Origin of the sequence: Hydrogenophilus thermoluteolus (genome assembly GCF_003574215.1) — a bacterium.
In the GTDB taxonomy this organism is placed as follows: Bacteria; Pseudomonadota; Gammaproteobacteria; order Burkholderiales; family Rhodocyclaceae; genus Hydrogenophilus; species Hydrogenophilus thermoluteolus.
Genome location: NZ_AP018558.1, coordinates 1,601,475 through 1,618,981, shown reverse-complemented (window position 1 = coordinate 1,618,981; position 17,507 = coordinate 1,601,475). Strand labels below are relative to the sequence as shown.

The 17,507-nt window shown below is 60.0% G+C and carries 17 protein-coding genes and 1 pseudogene; 17 read left to right on the top strand and 1 reads right to left on the bottom strand.

Annotated elements, in window-relative coordinates; genetic code table 11:
• Positions 1 to 36 precede the first annotated feature (36 nt).
• The 14 genes and pseudogenes from HPTL_RS07830 (at position 37) to HPTL_RS07765 (ending at position 10,971) form a co-directional block, all read left to right on the top strand.
• A complete protein-coding gene (locus HPTL_RS07830; RefSeq protein ID WP_119336130.1) occupies positions 37 to 612 on the top strand; it encodes a MotA/TolQ/ExbB proton channel family protein in 576 nt (191 codons plus the stop codon).
• Between the two features lie 18 nt (positions 613 to 630).
• Entirely contained in the window at positions 631 to 1,047 is a 417-nt protein-coding gene (locus HPTL_RS07825; RefSeq protein ID WP_119335490.1) for an ExbD/TolR family protein, read from the top strand.
• 11 nt (positions 1,048 to 1,058) lie between these two features.
• Complete coding sequence (gene lpxK / locus HPTL_RS07820; RefSeq protein WP_119335489.1) at positions 1,059 to 2,141, top strand: tetraacyldisaccharide 4'-kinase; 1,083 nt, start codon at positions 1,059 to 1,061, stop codon at positions 2,139 to 2,141.
• Positions 2,098 to 2,343, top strand: coding sequence for a Trm112 family protein (locus HPTL_RS07815; protein WP_119335488.1), 246 nt, complete (start codon positions 2,098 to 2,100; stop codon positions 2,341 to 2,343). Before lpxK ends, HPTL_RS07815 begins: the two co-directional genes overlap by 44 nt.
• Entirely contained in the window at positions 2,340 to 3,125 is a 786-nt protein-coding gene (gene kdsB, locus HPTL_RS07810) for a 3-deoxy-manno-octulosonate cytidylyltransferase (RefSeq protein ID WP_119335487.1), read from the top strand. Before HPTL_RS07815 ends, kdsB begins: the two co-directional genes overlap by 4 nt.
• 20 nt (positions 3,126 to 3,145) lie before the next feature.
• Positions 3,146 to 3,802 (top strand): adenylate kinase, encoded by a 657-nt coding sequence (adk, locus tag HPTL_RS07805; RefSeq protein WP_119335486.1) that lies wholly within the window; start codon positions 3,146 to 3,148, stop codon positions 3,800 to 3,802.
• A 46-nt stretch (positions 3,803 to 3,848) separates the two neighbouring features.
• Positions 3,849 to 4,046 (top strand): type II toxin-antitoxin system Phd/YefM family antitoxin, encoded by a 198-nt coding sequence (locus tag HPTL_RS07800; protein WP_197713637.1) that lies wholly within the window; start codon positions 3,849 to 3,851, stop codon positions 4,044 to 4,046.
• Positions 4,043 to 4,123: pseudogene (locus HPTL_RS11660) on the top strand (PIN domain nuclease); the annotation flags it as partial. The gene HPTL_RS07800 and the pseudogene HPTL_RS11660, both read left to right, overlap by 4 nt.
• A 140-nt stretch (positions 4,124 to 4,263) precedes the next feature.
• A complete protein-coding gene (locus HPTL_RS07790) occupies positions 4,264 to 4,857 on the top strand; it encodes a GspH/FimT family pseudopilin (RefSeq protein WP_119335485.1) in 594 nt (197 codons plus the stop codon).
• A complete protein-coding gene (gene pilV, locus HPTL_RS07785) occupies positions 4,854 to 5,294 on the top strand; it encodes a type IV pilus modification protein PilV (RefSeq protein WP_119335484.1) in 441 nt (146 codons plus the stop codon). The genes HPTL_RS07790 and pilV overlap by 4 nt, the downstream gene beginning before the upstream one ends.
• Positions 5,291 to 6,352: a PilW family protein gene (locus HPTL_RS07780; protein WP_119335483.1), complete on the top strand. Its 1,062-nt coding sequence runs from the start codon at positions 5,291 to 5,293 to the stop codon at positions 6,350 to 6,352. Before pilV ends, HPTL_RS07780 begins: the two co-directional genes overlap by 4 nt.
• The gene (locus tag HPTL_RS07775; RefSeq protein ID WP_197713636.1) at positions 6,349 to 6,900 is read left to right on the top strand and encodes a pilus assembly PilX family protein; all 552 of its coding nucleotides are present in this window, start codon (positions 6,349 to 6,351) and stop codon (positions 6,898 to 6,900) included. The genes HPTL_RS07780 and HPTL_RS07775 overlap by 4 nt, the downstream gene beginning before the upstream one ends.
• 11 nt (positions 6,901 to 6,911) lie before the next feature.
• Positions 6,912 to 10,538 (top strand): pilus assembly protein, encoded by a 3,627-nt coding sequence (locus tag HPTL_RS07770; protein WP_119335481.1) that lies wholly within the window; start codon positions 6,912 to 6,914, stop codon positions 10,536 to 10,538.
• 10 nt (positions 10,539 to 10,548) lie between these two features.
• Positions 10,549 to 10,971 (top strand): type IV pilin protein, encoded by a 423-nt coding sequence (locus tag HPTL_RS07765; RefSeq protein WP_119335480.1) that lies wholly within the window; start codon positions 10,549 to 10,551, stop codon positions 10,969 to 10,971.
• Positions 10,972 to 11,057: 86 nt separating this feature from the next.
• Here HPTL_RS07765 and HPTL_RS07760 read toward each other — a convergent pair whose 3' ends face one another.
• Complete coding sequence (locus HPTL_RS07760) at positions 11,058 to 13,967, bottom strand: adenosylcobalamin-dependent ribonucleoside-diphosphate reductase (RefSeq protein ID WP_119335479.1); 2,910 nt, start codon at positions 13,965 to 13,967, stop codon at positions 11,058 to 11,060.
• Between the two features lie 155 nt (positions 13,968 to 14,122).
• On the opposite strand from HPTL_RS07760, the gene HPTL_RS07755 reads away from it, so the two are divergent.
• The 3 genes from HPTL_RS07755 to htpG are packed head-to-tail and all read left to right on the top strand — an operon-like array spanning position 14,123 to position 17,480.
• Positions 14,123 to 14,968: an endonuclease/exonuclease/phosphatase family protein gene (locus tag HPTL_RS07755; protein ID WP_119335478.1), complete on the top strand. Its 846-nt coding sequence runs from the start codon at positions 14,123 to 14,125 to the stop codon at positions 14,966 to 14,968.
• A gap of 5 nt (positions 14,969 to 14,973) precedes the next feature.
• Positions 14,974 to 15,525, top strand: coding sequence for a transcription elongation factor GreB (greB, locus tag HPTL_RS07750; protein ID WP_119335477.1), 552 nt, complete (start codon positions 14,974 to 14,976; stop codon positions 15,523 to 15,525).
• A 26-nt stretch (positions 15,526 to 15,551) separates the two neighbouring features.
• On the top strand, positions 15,552 to 17,480 hold the full coding sequence (htpG, locus tag HPTL_RS07745) for a molecular chaperone HtpG (protein WP_119335476.1): 1,929 nt from the start codon (positions 15,552 to 15,554) through the stop codon (positions 17,478 to 17,480).
• Positions 17,481 to 17,507: the final 27 nt, after the last annotated feature.

Below are 17,507 nucleotides of genomic sequence, written 5' to 3'. Positions count from 1 at the left end.
GCGTTCGTGGGTAGTTTTTCCCTGCTTTCCTGGCCGATGTGGCCACTCATCGTCGCGTCGGTCGTTGGCTTTGCGATCGTTTTGGAGCGGGCGGTGGCGCTACGCAGACGGCGCATCAACCCGCCCGGACTACTCGAATCGGTGCTGAGCGCGCTGCGCAGTGGCGAATCGCCCAACACGCTGGCCGTCAAATTGATGACCCACTCACCCTTGGGGCGGGTGCTTGCGGCCGGGCTCCGCAACTACGCGGCGCCCCGTGAGGTGATGAAAGAGGCGATCGAAGACGAAGGGCGCGTGGTGGCCCACGAACTCGAACGCTATTTGACGACGCTCGGAACGATCGCGGTGATTTCTCCCCTTCTGGGTCTTTTTGGCACGATCGTCGGGATGATCGAGATCTTTGCCTCCCAAGGGGCCACCGCGAACCCGCAACAACTGGCGCACGGCATTTCGGTAGCGCTCTACACCACCGGTTTCGGGCTCATCATCGCGATTCCCGCAACGATTTTCTGGCGCCACTATCGCGCGTACGTTGACGACCTCATCCTGGAGATGGAGCAGGCGGCGGTGCGCCTCATCGAAGTGGCGCACGGTGAGCGGGTCGACGGGTAGGCGTCGGGAGGTTTGGTGATGCGTTTCACTACCCAGGCTTCGCGCCGCGACGCCCCCGAGCTCAGCTTGGTGCCCCTGATCGACGTGGTGCTTGTGATCCTCATCTTTTTGAGTGTCACGACCACCTTTTCGCAAGTGGGGCAGCTGCGGATCGACCTCCCCGAAGGGGAAGCGCAGACGGCGCAGGAGCCGGAAACGATCCACGTCCAGATCACCGCGCACGGGCAGGTGTTCGTCGAAGGCGTCGCAGTTCCGACGCAAGACGTTGCGGCGCTCCGTCAAGCGTTGGTGCGCCAAGCCCCAGCAAAGAGCGACCCGGTGGTGGTGATCGAAGCGGACGCGGCAACGCCGCACCAGCGCGTGATCGACGCGCTGCGCGCCGCACAAGAGGCGGGGTTGGCCAAAGTCACCTTCGCGGTGGAACAACCGCAGTGAGGTGCTGTGGCGTGCGCGGGGGAGCACCGCGCTGGTGGCAATCGCGTGGCTTTGCGGCGCAGGCGCTACTACCGCTTGCGGCGTGCTATCGCCTTGGGTTTCTTGCGCACCGCGCCTGGGCGCAACGCCACCGGCGGCGCTTTCCGGTTCCGGTGATCGTCGTTGGCAACCTGACTGCGGGAGGGAGCGGCAAAACCCCCGTGGTGGAGGCGCTCGCGCGTGCGTTGCGCGAACGGGGGCGACGCGTCGCGGTGGTCAGCCGCGGTTACCGCAGTGACGTCACCGCTCGTGGCGGCTGCGAGCGGGTGAGCGGCTGCGATCCCCGCCGTCACGGCGATGAACCGACGCTGCTGGCGCAGACGACCGGGGTGCCGGTGGTCGTCGGACGCGACCGCCCGCATGCTATTGCCCATCTGCTCGCCACCGAGCCGCATCTGGACGTGATCCTAGCCGACGACGGCCTGCAGCACCACCGGTTGGCGCGACAATTCGAGCTGGTCGTGCTCGATCCCGCAACACTCGGCAATCGCTGGTTGCTGCCGGCTGGGCCGCTCAGGGAGCCCCTTGACCGGTTGCGCTCCGTTTCGGCGGTGCTTGTGCGCGGTGCGGCAAACGACACCGAGGCGCGGGCAACCGTACGTGCGTTGTTGGGGCGTGACGCAATCCCTGCCACTTGGGCATTGACGATCGAACCCGTCGGGTTGCAGCCACTCGCCGCTTGGCGACGGGGGCGCAAAGGGGATGCCGAAACCCTTATACCGCTTTCCGAACTCGCTGGGCGGCGCGTTGCCGCGATCACCGGTATCGCCCATCCCGAACGGTTTTTTGTCACGCTCGAAGCGCTGGGAGCAACGGTAGCGCGCCATCCGTTTCCCGATCACCACCGTTTCCATGCGCATGACCTCCCCAAACCGGAACCCGGGGTTTGGCGCCTTTTTACCGCGAAAGATGCGGTAAAATGCGCCGAATGGGCCGTGGCGGACGATTTCGTATTGGTCGTTCGTGCCCAGGTGCCAACCGAACTTGTCGACCGAATCGAGGAAACGATCGATGGATCCGCAGCTTCTGGACGTCCTGGTCTGCCCGCTGTGTAAAGGGAAACTGCTCGTGCGCAAACAACCGCTTGCGCTCGTCTGTCCATTCGATCGTCTGGCCTATCCGGTTCGCGATGGGATTCCTGTGATGCTTGCCGAAGAGGCAGAGCCGCTCAGTGAAGCGGAGGTTGCCGCGCTCAAAAAGGGCGTAGCTTCGGCAGCACCCCCCTCGGAACCACGCCCCGAAGCGGGGGCGCTGTGACGCCGTTTCAGATCGTCATCCCGGCTCGGTTTGCTTCGAGCCGTCTTCCTGAAAAGGCGCTTGCGGACGTTGCGGGCAAGCCCCTCGTGGTCCGCGTCTGGGAGCAAGCGCAGCGCGCGGCAGCCGAATCGGTCTGGGTGGCCACCGATCACCCGCGAATCGCCGAAGCGGTGCAACGGGCTGGTGGTGCCGTGGTGATGACGGCGCCAGAACACCCTTCGGGTACGGATCGTTTGGCAGAGGTCGTCACGCAGCAACGTTGGGGGGACGAGACGATCGTCCTGAACTGGCAAGGGGACGAACCGCTACTGCCGGTTGCGCTCGTTCATGCGGTGGTCGAACGGTTGGCCGCGCATCCCGACGCGGCGATCGCTACGGCAGCGGTCCCGGTGACAACGGTGCGCGAATGGCGTGACCCCAATGTGGTCAAGGTGGTCTGCGATCGCAACGGATACGCGAACTATTTCTCGCGGGCGCCTCTTCCTTGGGTCCGGGAAGCAGACCCCTTTGCGCTCGATGCGAACGCGGCACCACCCGTCCCCGTTTGGCGTCATATCGGTCTCTACGCCTACCGTGCCGGGTTTTTGCGCCGTTTTGCAACGTGGGGCGAAGCCCCGCTGGAGGCAGCAGAGAAACTCGAACAACTGCGTGCGTTGTGGTACGGCGCCCGCATCGTCGTCCATTTCGCTGCTGAAGCGCCGCCGCCAGGGGTCGATACCGCGGAGGACTTAGCGCGGATCCGTGCGTTTTTCGCGCAATCGCGCAGGAACGAGTTTGGGTAATCGAGAAGGAGGGAAACGTTATGCGTTTGATTCTTTTGGGGCCGCCTGGAGCCGGTAAAGGGACCCAGGCACAAGCGATCTGTCGCCACTTCGGCATTCCGCAGATCTCCACGGGCGACATGCTTCGCGCCGCGGTCAAAGCGGGGACGCCGTTGGGGTTGGAAGCGAAAAAGGTGATGGACGCCGGCGGACTGGTCTCTGATGAGATCATCCTGGGGCTGGTGCGCGAGCGGCTGCAAGCGCCCGATTGCGCAAATGGTTACCTCTTCGATGGTTTCCCGCGCACACTCGCACAGGCCGAGGCATTGAAGCGCGACGGCGTGCCGCTCGATGTCGTGCTCGTTTTTGAGGTGCCCGATGAGGAGATCGTAGAGCGGATGAGCGGTCGGTTGGTCCATCCCGCATCAGGCCGCACCTACCACGTGAAATACAACCCCCCGAAACAGCCCGGCGTCGACGACGTCACGGGCGAACCGCTCATTCAGCGTGACGACGACAAAGAAGAAACCGTGCGGGCGCGGCTCAAGGTCTACCATGAGCAGACGAAACCGCTCATCGACTACTACACTGCGTGGGAAGCGAGCGGCGATCCTGCCGCACCGAAAGTCCGGCGCGTCAATGGCGTCGGGCCGGTGGATGAGGTCACCGAACGGGTGATTGCGGCGCTCCTTTCGTAACGTCTCGGCTTTGCGCGCGCCACCCCCGGCAATTGCCCCCGGATTCGTGTCTGGGTGGTGGCTGGGGGTTCGGCGCGGGGTCATTGCCCGCAATGGGCGTCCGGTTGCCAAGCTGGTACCCATAGATATGGCGTCAACGGGCAAACGCATTGGCGTTGCCAAGGGCAAATTCGAGGTGCCAGACAACATCGACGCCCACAACGAGGAGATCACGCGTCTGTTTTTGGGTGGGCAACAGCCTTGAACCTCTTGCTTGATACCTACGTCGCCCTTTGGGCGATCACCGATAGCCCAAAGCTGCCAAAGCAGGCACGCGAGCTGACAAGATGGGTGCAAGAGTTTTAGTCTCGCGGCAAGAGATGCCGCTCGTCGGCAAAATCCTACCGTTCGTCGGGAGCGCTCTTTTCTTTCTCTGCGCGGCGCGCTAAGCTGTTCCGCAAAAGCTTTCGAACAGACTGCCGATGGCTAAATCCTTTCATGCCCGCCGCTTCGCTTTCGCGATGCGTGGTGTTACCCTGGTGGAACTGATGGTGACCATCGCCGTGGCGGCGATCCTGCTTGCGGTTGCCGTGCCCGGGTTTCTCCAGATCGTCCAAAGCAACCGCCTGACATCGGCGACCAACGAATTTATGGCTGCGATCAACTTTGCCCGCTCGGAAGCTATCAAACGCGGGCAAAGCGTGTGGTTGTGCAAAACCGCCGACGGCGCCGCGTGCACGCTGAGCGGAAATGAGTGGGAGACGGGTTGGATGGCGTTTTTGGACACCAATAAAGACGGTAAATGGTCCCCTGGCGACGAAATCTTGCGCGTTTGGCCGGGATTGCCTGAAGGCTACACCTTAAGGCCTAACAACAACTTCAGCAACTATTTGCGCTACGACCCCAGGGGCACAGCCAACAACATGGGCACTTTCGCTGTGTGCTACCAAAATCAAACCGTAGGCGCTAGAGCTATCGTTATCACCCGCCTGCGCCCCAGGCTGGGTAGCGATAGGAACGGCAACGGCATTCCCGAAAACGACTCAGGCGATATTGCCAGTTGTTATACCTCATGAAACGACAGCGCGGTTTGGGCCTAATTGAAGTTTTGATCGCCGTCCTGGTGCTGGCCATCGGCCTTTTGGGCGTGGCAGCGTTGCAAGCCAACGCCCTCAAAGCTAACCAAAGCGCCTTACAGCGCAGCCAGGCGACAATGTTGGCTTATCTTATGCTCGATGCCATGCGCGCCAATAGGGATGCAGCGACCGCAGGTGGCTACAACCTCGGCACGCCAGGCAGCCCCGACACCCCCGAATGCAACCCCCCCAGCGAAAATGACCTTATCACCCGCGATCAGGCGTATTGGCTAGGCAAGCTCAAGGAAAACTTGGGAAATTCCGCCTGCGGCCTCATTGCCTGCACGGCGACGAGCTGCACGGTCAAGGTATTCTGGGACGACAGTCGCGCTGGTGGGTCGACCACTCAAATCATCGAGGTGACGAGCCAGCTATGAACGCGCGCGGTTTCTCTCTAGTCGAGCTGATGGTCGCTCTGGTTTTAGGGCTGCTGCTGATCGGCGGAGTAATCGGCGTGTTTTTGGCCAACCGTGAAGCCTACCGGCAGAACGAAAACCTTGCCCGCCTGCAAGAAAGCGCCCGTTATGCCTTTGAAATCATGGCGCGCGATATACGCGAAGCGGGCGGAATTGCCTGCGGCAGCAACCTACCTACCGCCAACGTGCTCAACGGCGCTGCCGGCAGCTGGTGGTCGAACTGGGGTGACGGCATCCACGGTTTCGAGGGCACAGACAACACATTCCCCAAGGCATTTGGCGCTGGTGCCGCTGATCGCGCATCAGGCACAGACGCCGTCATCGTACATAGTGGTACGGCCAATGATGGGGTGTATATCACAGACCACCAGCCCACCTCTGCCCAATTCAAAGTCAATACCACCACCCACGGGATCGTCGATGGCGATATCCTCTTGGTGTGCGATTACAAACAGGCGGCGATTTTTCAGACGACAAATGCCAATTCGAGCAACGACACCATCGTCCACAACACCGGTAGCTCAGTTTCCCCAGGCAACTGCAGCAAATATCTCGGTTATCCAGTACCCCCCAATTGTGGGCAACCTCCTGGTAACCCTGACCCTCCCAGTTATCCATTCACCAGCGGGGGTTTCATCAGCAAGCTCTCCGCGAACGCCTGGTATATCGGCTGTAACGGCAGAGCGAATTGCAACGAACCAGCAGGACGCTCGCTCTACCGCCTCAAGCTGCAAAACAATAACGGCACGGCAGGAGGCATTGCCGAAGAAGTCGCCGAAGGCATCAGCGATATGCAAATTCAATACCTTGCCCGCAATCCAAGCGGCGGCTTGGACTCCCAATACCGCGACGCCAATGCCGTGCCCGATTACGACGGCGACGGCTTACCTGATTGGAAGAACGTGGTTGCTGCAAGGGTCGAGTTTACCTTTCAAACTCTAGAAAAAGTCGGCACCGACCTGCAACCTGTCGAGCGCAAATGGTACACCGTGGTCAACTTGAGAAATCGCGTGCCATGAGAAAGCAATCGGGTGCGGCTTTGATTGTTGCCTTGGTGCTGCTCGTCCTCGTTACCTTGCTCGGGGTCGCGGGCATCCAAACCGTAGCGCTGGAAGAAAAAATGGCTGCCAATACTTTCGACCGCAACCTTGCCCTGCAAGCGGCTGAAGCTGCCCTAAGGGTCGGCGAAGCGGTGGCCGAGGCGCAGTCGAAAACCGTTCCGCCCAACAGCGGGTTTCCCAGCTATACCGATGCCGACAACAGTTGCCCTACGTCGCCCTCGGCCATCAACAACTGTGTGAACGGCCTGTGTCCAACACCGGACAAAGACTGCCCTGAGCGCTGGAAAGCATCGAACTTTACCGGCTGGGCCAATGCCAGTGTGAGCTTGGGAGGGCTCGCGGGTACCCCGCAGTATTTCGTGGAATATCTCGGCTCTAACTTCCCCTGCACCGACGGTGGCTCTTCCGATCCCAAAAACTGCAAGCGCTACCGCATTACCGCGCGCAGCAATCCGGGGACGGGGCGGGCGACGGTGATGCTGCAGTCGGTGTATGCGACGGATTGAAGGAGAGCAAAATGCGCAAAGTGCTTTTCCTTTTGGGCATCATCTGGCTAAGTGAGTCCTTGGCAGCAACGATCCCAAACGTCCCGCCTTTCGTGTCGACTTCGGCTTTTGCCAATGTGATGATCGATATGTCGGTGGAAACCCCTATGGGAGGGGCCGCTTACGCCGATCAGGCGGGCAATCCTCCGGGGTGCACGGGCAGAAACCAGGTGGATGATAATGGTAATATAGTCGAAGTTGGCGCTTGCTTCTTCCCCAGTTACACGTATCTGGGCATTTTCGATCCCAACAAATGCTACAGCTACAGTAAGAGTGGTGGCATTTTCCTTCCCGGTGGCGCTGCCTCATTGCCCAACCACACCTGCAGCGACAGCGCCAAATGGAGCGGCAATTTTCTCAATTGGGCGACGATGACTGCCATCGATCTGTTCATCTGGACGATGACTGGGGGGGATCGTGAGATTGATGACACGACCCAGACCGTGTTACAGCGTGCAAGAGCTATTGACAACGCAAGCTGGTTCCCGGTCAAATACATCGCCAATGCAAAGGGATACACGCCCTGGTCAGGTCCCTTGTATATCACCAACCACAGTGCTGGCGGATATCAGTTCAAGGCTGGGACCAGTTACGGGGGGAGTAATAAAGGCACTTTTAATGTCAAGGTCAAGGTCTGTGTTCCGGGCAAAGGGCTGGAAGCCAATTGCAAGGGTTATACCAGTGGCGGCACCACCGTCTACAAGCCTGAGGGGCTCATCCAGCGCTATGCCGACAAGATGCGCTTTGGCGTCTTTGCCTATACCAACGACAACTCCAAATCCCGCGATGGCGGGGTGCTACGCGCGCCGATGCGCTATGTGGGCGAGAAGCAGATGGATGCGAGCGGCAACCTCGTGGCCAATGCCGCCAAAGAAATCAATCCCGCAACCGGACAGATTTATCCAAACCCCTTGGGGGCCTCGGGTGGCTGGAGTGGGGTGATCAACTATATCAACCGCTTCCACCGCGACGGCTACAAATCGTACGATCCGATCGGCGAGATGTTTTACGAAGTGATCCGCTACTTCAAAAAACTTCCGCCCACACCCGAATACGCAGCGGGCGCGCCGGGGGGAAGTTTTCCGATCTACACGACCTGGAACGATCCGATCCAGTTTTCTTGTCAGAAGAACTTCGTCGTCGCGATCAACGACGCCAACCCCTGGCTCGACAAAAAGATCCCCGGCACCTTTTTTACCTGCGACAAGGCAAAACAACCGGGAATGCCGGCTAGTTTCACCGCTAACGACTGCGGCGAGCCCAGCAATCCCGATTCCTCGATCAACGTCTCCACGCTGACTCAGCAAGTTGGTGAGATGGAAGGTCTTCATACCACCTGGACACAGATCAACGCAACCGGCAGCGATACGGTGGGATACGTTTTCGGGGTTTCCAGCAACGCTGGCAACTGCAACAACGGAAAAAGCGTTACGGTTACTAACCTAGCCCAGGTGATGGGAACCTGTCCTTATGCCCCAAAACAAAATTCGTACTACATTTCGGGGCTTGCCTATTACGCCAATACGACCGATTTGCGCCCGGATCTTCCCGGGAAACAGAGTCTCAATAGCTTTTTCATCGATACCCAAGAATATTCCCTTAATCCCCTCAGCGGCAACCGTAACATGCTCTACCTTGCCGGGAAATATGGCGGATTTACCGATTTGAATGGCAACAATCGTCCCGATTTGCCCGCCGAGTGGGATGTCGACGGCGATGGTATGCCAGACAACTATGTGTTTGTCTCTGAACCCAGTAAGCTGGTCAAAGGGTTAGAGCGGGCGTTTAGTAACATTTTGGAGAAATCGGGTTCGGCCAGTAACGTGACGGCGAATTCGACCCAATTTGCCAATGAATCGTTGATTTTTCAAGCGTTGTTCAATAGCGGGATCTGGTCCGGCGACCTCCTTGCTTATCCAATCAGCAGTTCAGGTGTTGGCGCCACACCCACCTGGAAAGCATCGGAACACATTCCTGCTCCGTCAGCACGAAAGATTTATACCCGCTCGGGGGGCAATGCCGTCGAGTTTTTCTGGAGCAATCTTTCATCTGCGGATCAAACCGCACTTGGCAGCGCCGATGTGCTCGACTTCCTGCGCGGCGAGCGCAGCAAGGAATTGCAAAACGGCGGGACGCTGCGCAACCGCGCGATGAACAACATTTTAGGCGATATCGTTCACTCCTCGCCCTTCTACGTCAAAGACACCGATACGGTTTATGTGGGCGCCAACGACGGCATGTTGCACGCCTTCAACGCCTCGTCGGGAGAGGAACTGTTTGCCTACATCCCCAGTGCCCTGATTTCCAAACTCAAAAACCTGAGTCAGCCCACCTATACCCACGACTATTTCGTCGACGGCGATATCGTTGTTTCAAACCGCAGTCAAACGGATGGTAAGAATTACTTAGTAGCCACTTTGGGCCGCGGCGGCAAGGGACTGTTTGGGCTTGATGTCACGAACCCAAACGGGTTTTCGCCAGTCGACGTCAAATGGGAGTGCTTCGACAGCGGCGGCACGGTCGTCGCCTGCAACGGCGATCCCGACCTTGGCTATATGCTCGGCCGCTCGGTGATCGCAAAAATGAACAATGGGGACTGGGCGGTTATCGTCGGCAATGGCTACAACTCCACGAGCGGCAAGGCCGTTTTGTATATTTTCGATCTAGCGACAGGGGCGGTGATCAAAAAGATCGACACAGGGGTCGCGGGCGACAATGGTTTGGCTCCGCCCGCGGTGGTCGATGAAGATAACGACGGCGATGTGGATGTGATTTACGCTGGTGACCTCAAAGGAAACGTTTGGAAGTTCGACGTCAGCAGTACGAATACCAACCAGTGGAAGTCGGCTTTCATGAGTGGGGCAACCCCACAACCTTTCTTTGTCGCGATGGATTCTGCTGGGAACCCGCAGCCGATTACCGCACAGATTACGGTTGCGGTGAATCCGGTACCAGACGATCCCAATTACAACAAGCGTTATCTCTTCTTTGGTACAGGGAGTTATTTCCGGAGCGGCGACCCTGGTGATACCCAGGTGCAAAGTTGGTACGGGCTGATCGATGAGGGGACGCCAATTACCGGTCGCTCTGATCTGAAGCAGCGATCGATCGAGAGCGAAGGAACCTTTGACGGGAAACCGGTTCGGACCTTTGGCGCGGCTTCTGCAGGTGATATGGTTGGCAAAAAGGGCTGGTTCGTCGATTTTACGACGCGGCCCGGGGAACGGATCGTGACCGCATCGAAGCTCTTTACCGGCGCGGAGCCGGTATTGATCGCCAGTTCTATCATTCCCAAGAGCGATCCCTGTCTACCCGGTGGGGATGGTTTCGACAATGCGATCAACCCCTTTACCGGCGGGCGTCTGACCTACGGTTTCTTCGACCTCAATGACAACAAGGATTTTTCGGATGACACGCTCAACGATAAGCCGATTGGTGGGGTCGACTTGGGTGTTGGCATGCCGAGCGAGCCGGTGATCGTGGGTGATCGCCTGGTTGTAGGCGGCTCGAGGGGAACGGTGGAGTCTGTGCGGATCAACGTGGGGGTTCAACCATTCAAAGGGCGAATTTCTTGGCGTGAGATCATTTTAGAAAATTGAGAGGAACAGCATGATATTGGGTGATCGAAAGAACCGCGGCTTCACCCTCATCGAAGTGATGGTGGTGGTGGTGATCATCGGGATCCTGGCGGCGATCGCTTACCCGAGTTACCGCAACCACGTGCTCAAAACCCGCCGTTCGGCGGCGCAAGGGTGTTTGGTGGAGCTTGCGCAGTGGATGGAGCGCTTTTACACCACCAACTTGCGGTATGACCAAGACAGCAGCGGCACTGCTGTGTCGCTTCCCAACACGCAGTGCCGTCAAGATCTGGCCGACTACTATACCTTTTCCTTTTCGGGCAACCCCACCGCAACCACCTTTACGCTCCAGGCGGTGCCGCAGGGGGCGCAGGCAAGTGATTCGTGCGGCACGCTGACGCTCAACCAAGCTGGGGTGCGTTCTCCCACCACTGCGGGGTGTTGGAGCCGATGAAAAAACGAGCCGGTGTGTGAAACGCCCCGCGGGCGGTCGTTTCGACCGCCCGCGGGAAAGCGAAGCGTTGGGTTGAACCGTGCGCTTCAGCCGCACGCCCCCACCGCGCCGCACGCGGTGCAGAAGTCGCAGCCGTCTTTGCGGATCATCGTCTGGTTGCCGCATTCGGGGCAGCGTTTGCCCTGCATCAACTGCGGTTCGTCGTCGCGGTGCGGCTGTTGCATCAAACCCATCTCTTGCACCGGGTAGCCACGCTCGTCGAGAATGCCCAGCATTGCGTAGCGGTGGATGATGAGTTGTGCAACATACGAGACGGTGCTCGGATAGTTCGTCTGCCGCCGCTCGCCCGGCACGAACGCGATGAAGTCGCCGAGCGGTTCGGGGTAGTTGAGCAGTTTGCGCAGCTTCATCCCGATCCACGCCGGGTCGATCACCCGCATGTCGAGTGACAGAATACGGGTGAGCCCATCGAGCGCGCGCGGATAGTTGCCGGCGAGCCAGACGGCGTAGGGGCGGGTGACGGTGCCGTTGCCGTCGGGCGCCGGCAGGGTGATCTCTTTGAGGCCGAGCACGAAGTCGTCACCGGTGGTGGGGTTTTGTACGTCGACGGTCCAGGAGAGCGTCCCGTCGGCACCGGTGCGCGGCTCATGGCGCGAAAAGAGGCAATCGACTACTGGCGTGTGGCTGCCGAAAAGTCCTTCACCGGCGTCGAGGTCGGCAAACGCGCCCAGACGCTCACAGCGGTAGCGGATCACTTCGGCAAACGCTGCGACGACGCTGGGAAAGCGCCGCGGTTCGCCGTTTGGCGGAAAGCGCATTTCGAAACTTTTGTCGCTCGCGATCGTCGCCAGGGTGTCGAGTTTCATCTTGAGCCAGGCGCGGTCGTTGGCGCGCATGTCCATCGAAAGCGTTTTCGCAACCGCCCCAAGGCCCCGTGGCTGGTTCGCGCCATTGACCCACACTTCGAACGGGAATGCCCCTTGCTCTTGTTCGATGTGGCCGACAAAGAGCGCGAACTCCCCTTCCGGGGTGTTGAGCATGTAGCACCACGCCGGGTTGCCGTCGGGAAGCTCCGGACGGCCCGGCCAGCGCAGGCTCGCAAGAACCGGGGCCGGAAGCTTCGCGAGCGAAAGCCGCCGGTTGGCATCGGCAAACGCGATCGCTTCGGCGTTTGCGGTCGCTCCGCTTTGGGTTTCGGCTTTCTTCGGTTCGACCGAAAGCACCGCCCCCAGAACCGAGTTGGGGCGGTAGGTCGCCAGCCCTTTGAGGCCCGATTGCCACGCCACCAAATAAAGGTCTTGGAAATCCTCGTACGGGTAGTCTTCGGGGACGTTCACCGTCTTCGAAATCGAGGTGTCGATGAAGGGTGCTACTGCTGCGACCATCGCGGCGTGGTCTTTTGCGGAGATTTCGAGCGCGGAGCGGAAGTATTCCGGCAGGTTGTTGACGTCACCCCCCAGGTGCTTGTAGAGGCGCCACGCGTGGTCTTCCACCGGATACTCTTTGAAGGTGCCGTCCGGTTGCCGTTTGCGCCGCGTGTAGGTGTAGGAGAAGGGCGGTTCGATCCCGTTGCTGGCGTTGTCGGCAAACGCAAGCGAAATCGTGCCGGTAGGAGCGATCGACAGGAGGTGCGAGTTGCGGATGCCGTGTTTGCGGATCTCCGCTTTGATCGCTTCGGGTAGCCGCGAGGCGAAATTGCCGCCAGTGAGGTAGAGATCGGGGTTGAAGAGCGGAAACGCCCCGCGCTCTTTCGCAAGCTCCACGCTTGCGAGATAAGCGGCGTCGCGCATCCGTTCGGCAATGCTGGCTGCCATTTGCCGCGCTTCTTCGCTGTCGTACTTGAGCCGCAGCATGATGAGCGCGTCCCCAAGCCCGGTAAACCCGAGCCCTACTCGGCGTTTGCTCATCGCTTCGCGGTGCTGCTCCGGGAGCGGCCAATGGGTGACGTCCAAGACGTTGTCGAGCATGCGAATCGCAACGCCGACCACCTCTTCGAACGCGGCGAAGTCGAAACGCGCCTTTTCGGTGAAGGGATCGCGCACGAAAAGGGTGAGGTTGATCGACCCGAGGTCGCAGCACCCATAAGGGGGAAGGGGTTGTTCGGCGCAGGGGTTGGTCGCTTCGATCCGCTCACAGTAATAGAGGTTGTTGTCGGCGTTCATCCGGTCGATGAAGAGCACCCCCGGTTCAGCGTGATCGTAAGTGGAGCGCATGATCTGGTCCCACAGGTCGCGCGCCCGCACTTTGCGGTAGACCCAAAGCCCGTCTTCTCGTTGGTACGCGCCCTGGGCCAGGTACTCTTCGCCCGGTTCCGCCTTATGGACGAGCTCCACTTCGCGGTCTTCGACGACGGCGCGCATGAAGTCGTCGGTCACGCCCACGGAGATATTGAAATTGGTGAGATCGCCGTGGTCTTTCGCGTGGATGAACTCTTCGATGTCGGGGTGGTCGCAGCGCAGCACCCCCATCTGCGCACCGCGCCGCGCGCCAGCCGATTCCACCGTTTCACACGAACGGTCGAAGACGCGCATGTACGAGACCGGGCCAGAAGCGTTCGATTGCGTTCCTTTGACGCGCGCCCCCCGCGGGCGAATGCGGGAAAAATCGTACCCGACACCGCCGCCACGGCGCATCGTCTCTGCGGCTTGGGCAAGCGCGGTGTAAATTCCAGGGTAGCCATCTTCCACTTCGGTGACCGAATCGCCTACCGGTTGCACGAAGCAGTTGATGAGGGTCGCTTGCAGTTTCGTACCCGCGGCGCTGTTGATGCGGCCAGCAGGGATGAAGCCGTTTTCTTGGGCCCAGAGGAAACGTTCTTCCCAATGCTTACGGCTTCTCTCTTGTTCGACGCTCGCAAGCGCCCGTGCCACCCGACGACGAACATCTTCGATCGAGCGCTCGCCGTCTTTGGCGTACTTCTCTAACAAGACTTCCAACGAAATCTCTTGCGGGGGAAGGTTGGCAACGGTCGGTTTTGCCGTGGCACGGGTAGACATGGTGGTTTGCTCCCAAGATAATCGAACGACAAAAAGGTCGAGCAAAGGATCGGTGAACCAGTCTAGCGTCGACAATGCGGGCTGTCAACCCGGAAGGCACTAGGGATAGTGATCAAAGAATAATATAGGCGCTATATATGTAATCGGGGGCGAAAATGAAAAACGCTGTCACGATAATGAGTTGGAACGTCCAGTGGGGTCGAGGCGCCGATTGCCGGGTCGATTGGCATCGGATCATTGCGGAAATACGCCGCATTGCGCCCGATATCGTCGTCCTGCAGGAGGTGGCACAGCACTACCCGGAGTTACCCGACAACGACGATGCCGACCAGGTGGCGATTCTGGCCGCCGCCCTTCCTGAGTACGCGGGGTGTTATGCGCCGGGGATCGACACCGCGCGCAGCGACGGGCGGCGCAAACGCTTCGGCAATTGGCTGGGAAGCCGCCATCCGATTCGGGCGTGGCGGTCGGTTGCGCTCCCGGCGCCTCCGGCCACCACAGCAAAATGGTTGCCGCGTACCGCGGTGGTCGCGGAAGTCGCGATCGCGGGGCGGATGCTCACGGTGGTGGGAACCCACCTCGAATATTACTGTGCGCGACAGCGGATGGCGCAGGTCGAAGCCCTGAAACGTATGGTCGTGGAATCGGTGCCCAGCGGGGAGGCGCAGACCGGCGACGCTCAGGCAGGAGGGAGCCGAAAGGGGATTGTGCCGCCCGCCGTACTCGTCGGGGACTTGAATTTTTCGCCACAATCCCCAGAATATCGCGCGTTGGCAGCGGGAAACCGCTGGGTCGACGCGTGGACGGTCGCGCACCCCGGCAAGCCCCATGCGCATACGGTGGGTTTGCACGGCGCACCGTGGCCGGACCACCCGTACTGTTGCGATTACGCGTGGGTGACGCCCGATTTGGTGGCACAGGTGGTAGCGGTTGAGGTATGCACGGAGACTGCTGCCAGTGACCATCAGCCGGTGGTTTTGACCCTTTCCTGGCCGGAGTAACACCGATGAGCAAAGCGTTCGTCAAGGAGTCGGACGAAGCAGAGGATCTCGAAGTGCCGGAGGTAGCCGCAGTGGCCGGTTTCAAGAACTATATGACGCCGGCGGGTTATCGGGCGTTGCGCGATGAGTTCGAGCATCTGGTGAAAGTCGAGCGACCGCGCCTCGTGGAGGTGATCGCGTGGGCCGCAGGCAACGGCGACCGCTCCGAAAATGGCGATTACATTTACGGCAAACGGCGCTTGCGTGAGATCGATCGCCGCATACGCTATCTCACGAAACGGTTGGAAAGCGCCGAAGTGGTCGATCCGGCGGCGCGGGAAGCCACCGACCGCGTCTATTTCGGCGCGACGGTGACGGTTTATGACGTCCAAACCGAGACGGAAGAGACCTGGCAGATCGTTGGTGTGGACGAAGCCAACCCGAGTGAAGGGAAGATCAGCTGGATTTCTCCGCTTGCCAAAGCGCTTTTGAAGCGCGAAGTGGGTGACGAGGTTCGGGTTCCCGTTCCCGGTGGGGTGCGGGTGCTCGAGATCGTCGATGTGCAGTATCGGGTATGAATGAGTCGAACAAGGAGTGTTTGGTGATGAACGCGAACGAAACGGTGACGAGTCAGGCGCAACCCGCGGGTAAAACGCTCCCGTTTCAGGCCGAGGTGCAGGAACTGCTGCACCTGGTGGTCCATTCGCTCTATTCGAACCCCGAAATCTTTTTGCGCGAGCTGATTTCGAACGCCTCGGACGCGAATGACAAACTGCGGTTCGAAGCGGCAACGAACCCAGAGCTCTACGAAGGTTCGGGCGAGCTCAAGATTTGGGTCGATTATGACAAAGCCGCAGGAACGATCACCGTGCGCGACAACGGGATCGGGATGAGCGAAACCGAGGTGATCGAAAACCTGGGGACGATCGCCCGCTCCGGGACAAAAGCGTTTTTCCGCAACCTCTCTGGCGACGCGCAGAAAGATTCGCTGCTGATCGGGCAGTTTGGCGTCGGGTTCTATTCCGCGTTCATCGTTGCCGATTCGGTCACGGTGCGTACCCGTAAAGCGGGCTTGCCGCCAGAAAGCGGTGTCGAGTGGCGCTGTACGTTGAGCGGCGATGAGGCGTCTGCGTACACGGTGGCGCCGCTGACGCGTGCCGAGCGCGGTACCGAAGTGATCCTCCATCTGAAAGAGGAGGCGCGTGATTTCCTTTCCCGTTGGCGGCTCACTGAGCTCATCCACAAGTATTCGGAGCACATCCTCTGGCCGATCTTGATGCCGAAAGAGGAGTGGGACAAGGAGAAGGGCGAATACCGTCGAACCGGCGAATGGGAGCAGGTGAACCAGGGAACGGCGCTCTGGGCACGCGCAAAGAGTGAGATCACCGACGAAGAGTATCGCAACTTCTACCGCCACGTGGCACACGACTTCGACGAGCCGCTCGCGTGGCTCCATGCCAAAGTGGAGGGGAAACACGAATATACGCTCCTACTGTACCTGCCGAAGCACGCGCCGTTCGATCTCTGGGACCCGAAACCGAGTCATGGCGTGAAGCTCTACGTCAAGCGCGTGTTCATCATGGAGGACGCGGAGCGGCTCTTGCCGCACTATTTGCGCTTCGTGCGCGGGGTGGTCGATGCTGCGGATCTGCCGCTCAACGTGTCTCGGGAAATGCTGCAAGAGGCCAAAGCGCTCGACGCGATTCGCGGCGGGATCACCAAGCGGGTGTTGGGCTTGCTGGAGCAGCTGGCGAAGAACGAACCGGAGAAATATGCCACCTTCTGGAAAACGTTCGGACGTGTCCTCAAAGAAGGGATCGGTGAGGACCACGCCAACCGCGAGAAAATCGCCGCGCTGTTGCGGTTCGTCTCCACGGCAAGTGAAGGGGACGAGCCGACCGTCTCTCTCGACGATTATCTGGCGCGGATGAAGGAGGGGCAGACGAAGATCTACTACCTCACCGCCGATTCGCTCGCGGCGGCGCGTCATAGCCCCCACCTTGAGCTCTTCAAGAAGAAAGGGATCGAGGTGCTGCTCCTTACCGACCGGATCGACGAGTGGTGGACGGGTTACCTCACCGAATACCAAGGCAAGCCCTTGGTGAGCGTCACGCGGGGCGCGGACGAAATCGAAGCGCTCGATGACGCGGAAAAAACCGCGGTGGAGAGCGCTGCGAAGACGCACGACGCGACGCTCAAGCGGCTGGAGGAGGCACTCAAAGGCAAAGTGAAGGCGGTGCGCCCTTCGGCACGGCTGACCGAATCTCCTGCGTGCCTGGTGGTCGAGGAAGGGGGCATGACGCTGCACTTGAAGCGCATTCTGGAGGCGGCGGGGCAAAAAGCGCCCGCGGTCGAACCGGTGCTCGAGGTCAATGTCGACCATCCCCTTTTTGCGCGGGCAGCCAGCAGCGAAGGGGATGCGTTCGCCGAATGGGCGCAACTGCTCTATGAAGAGGCGCTCCTGGCCGAAGGCGGCGCGCTCGAAGATCCCGCCGGCTTCGTCAAGCGCGTCAACCGGTTGTTGGTTGGATAACGCCAAACCGGCCGCGGGTACGGCTTA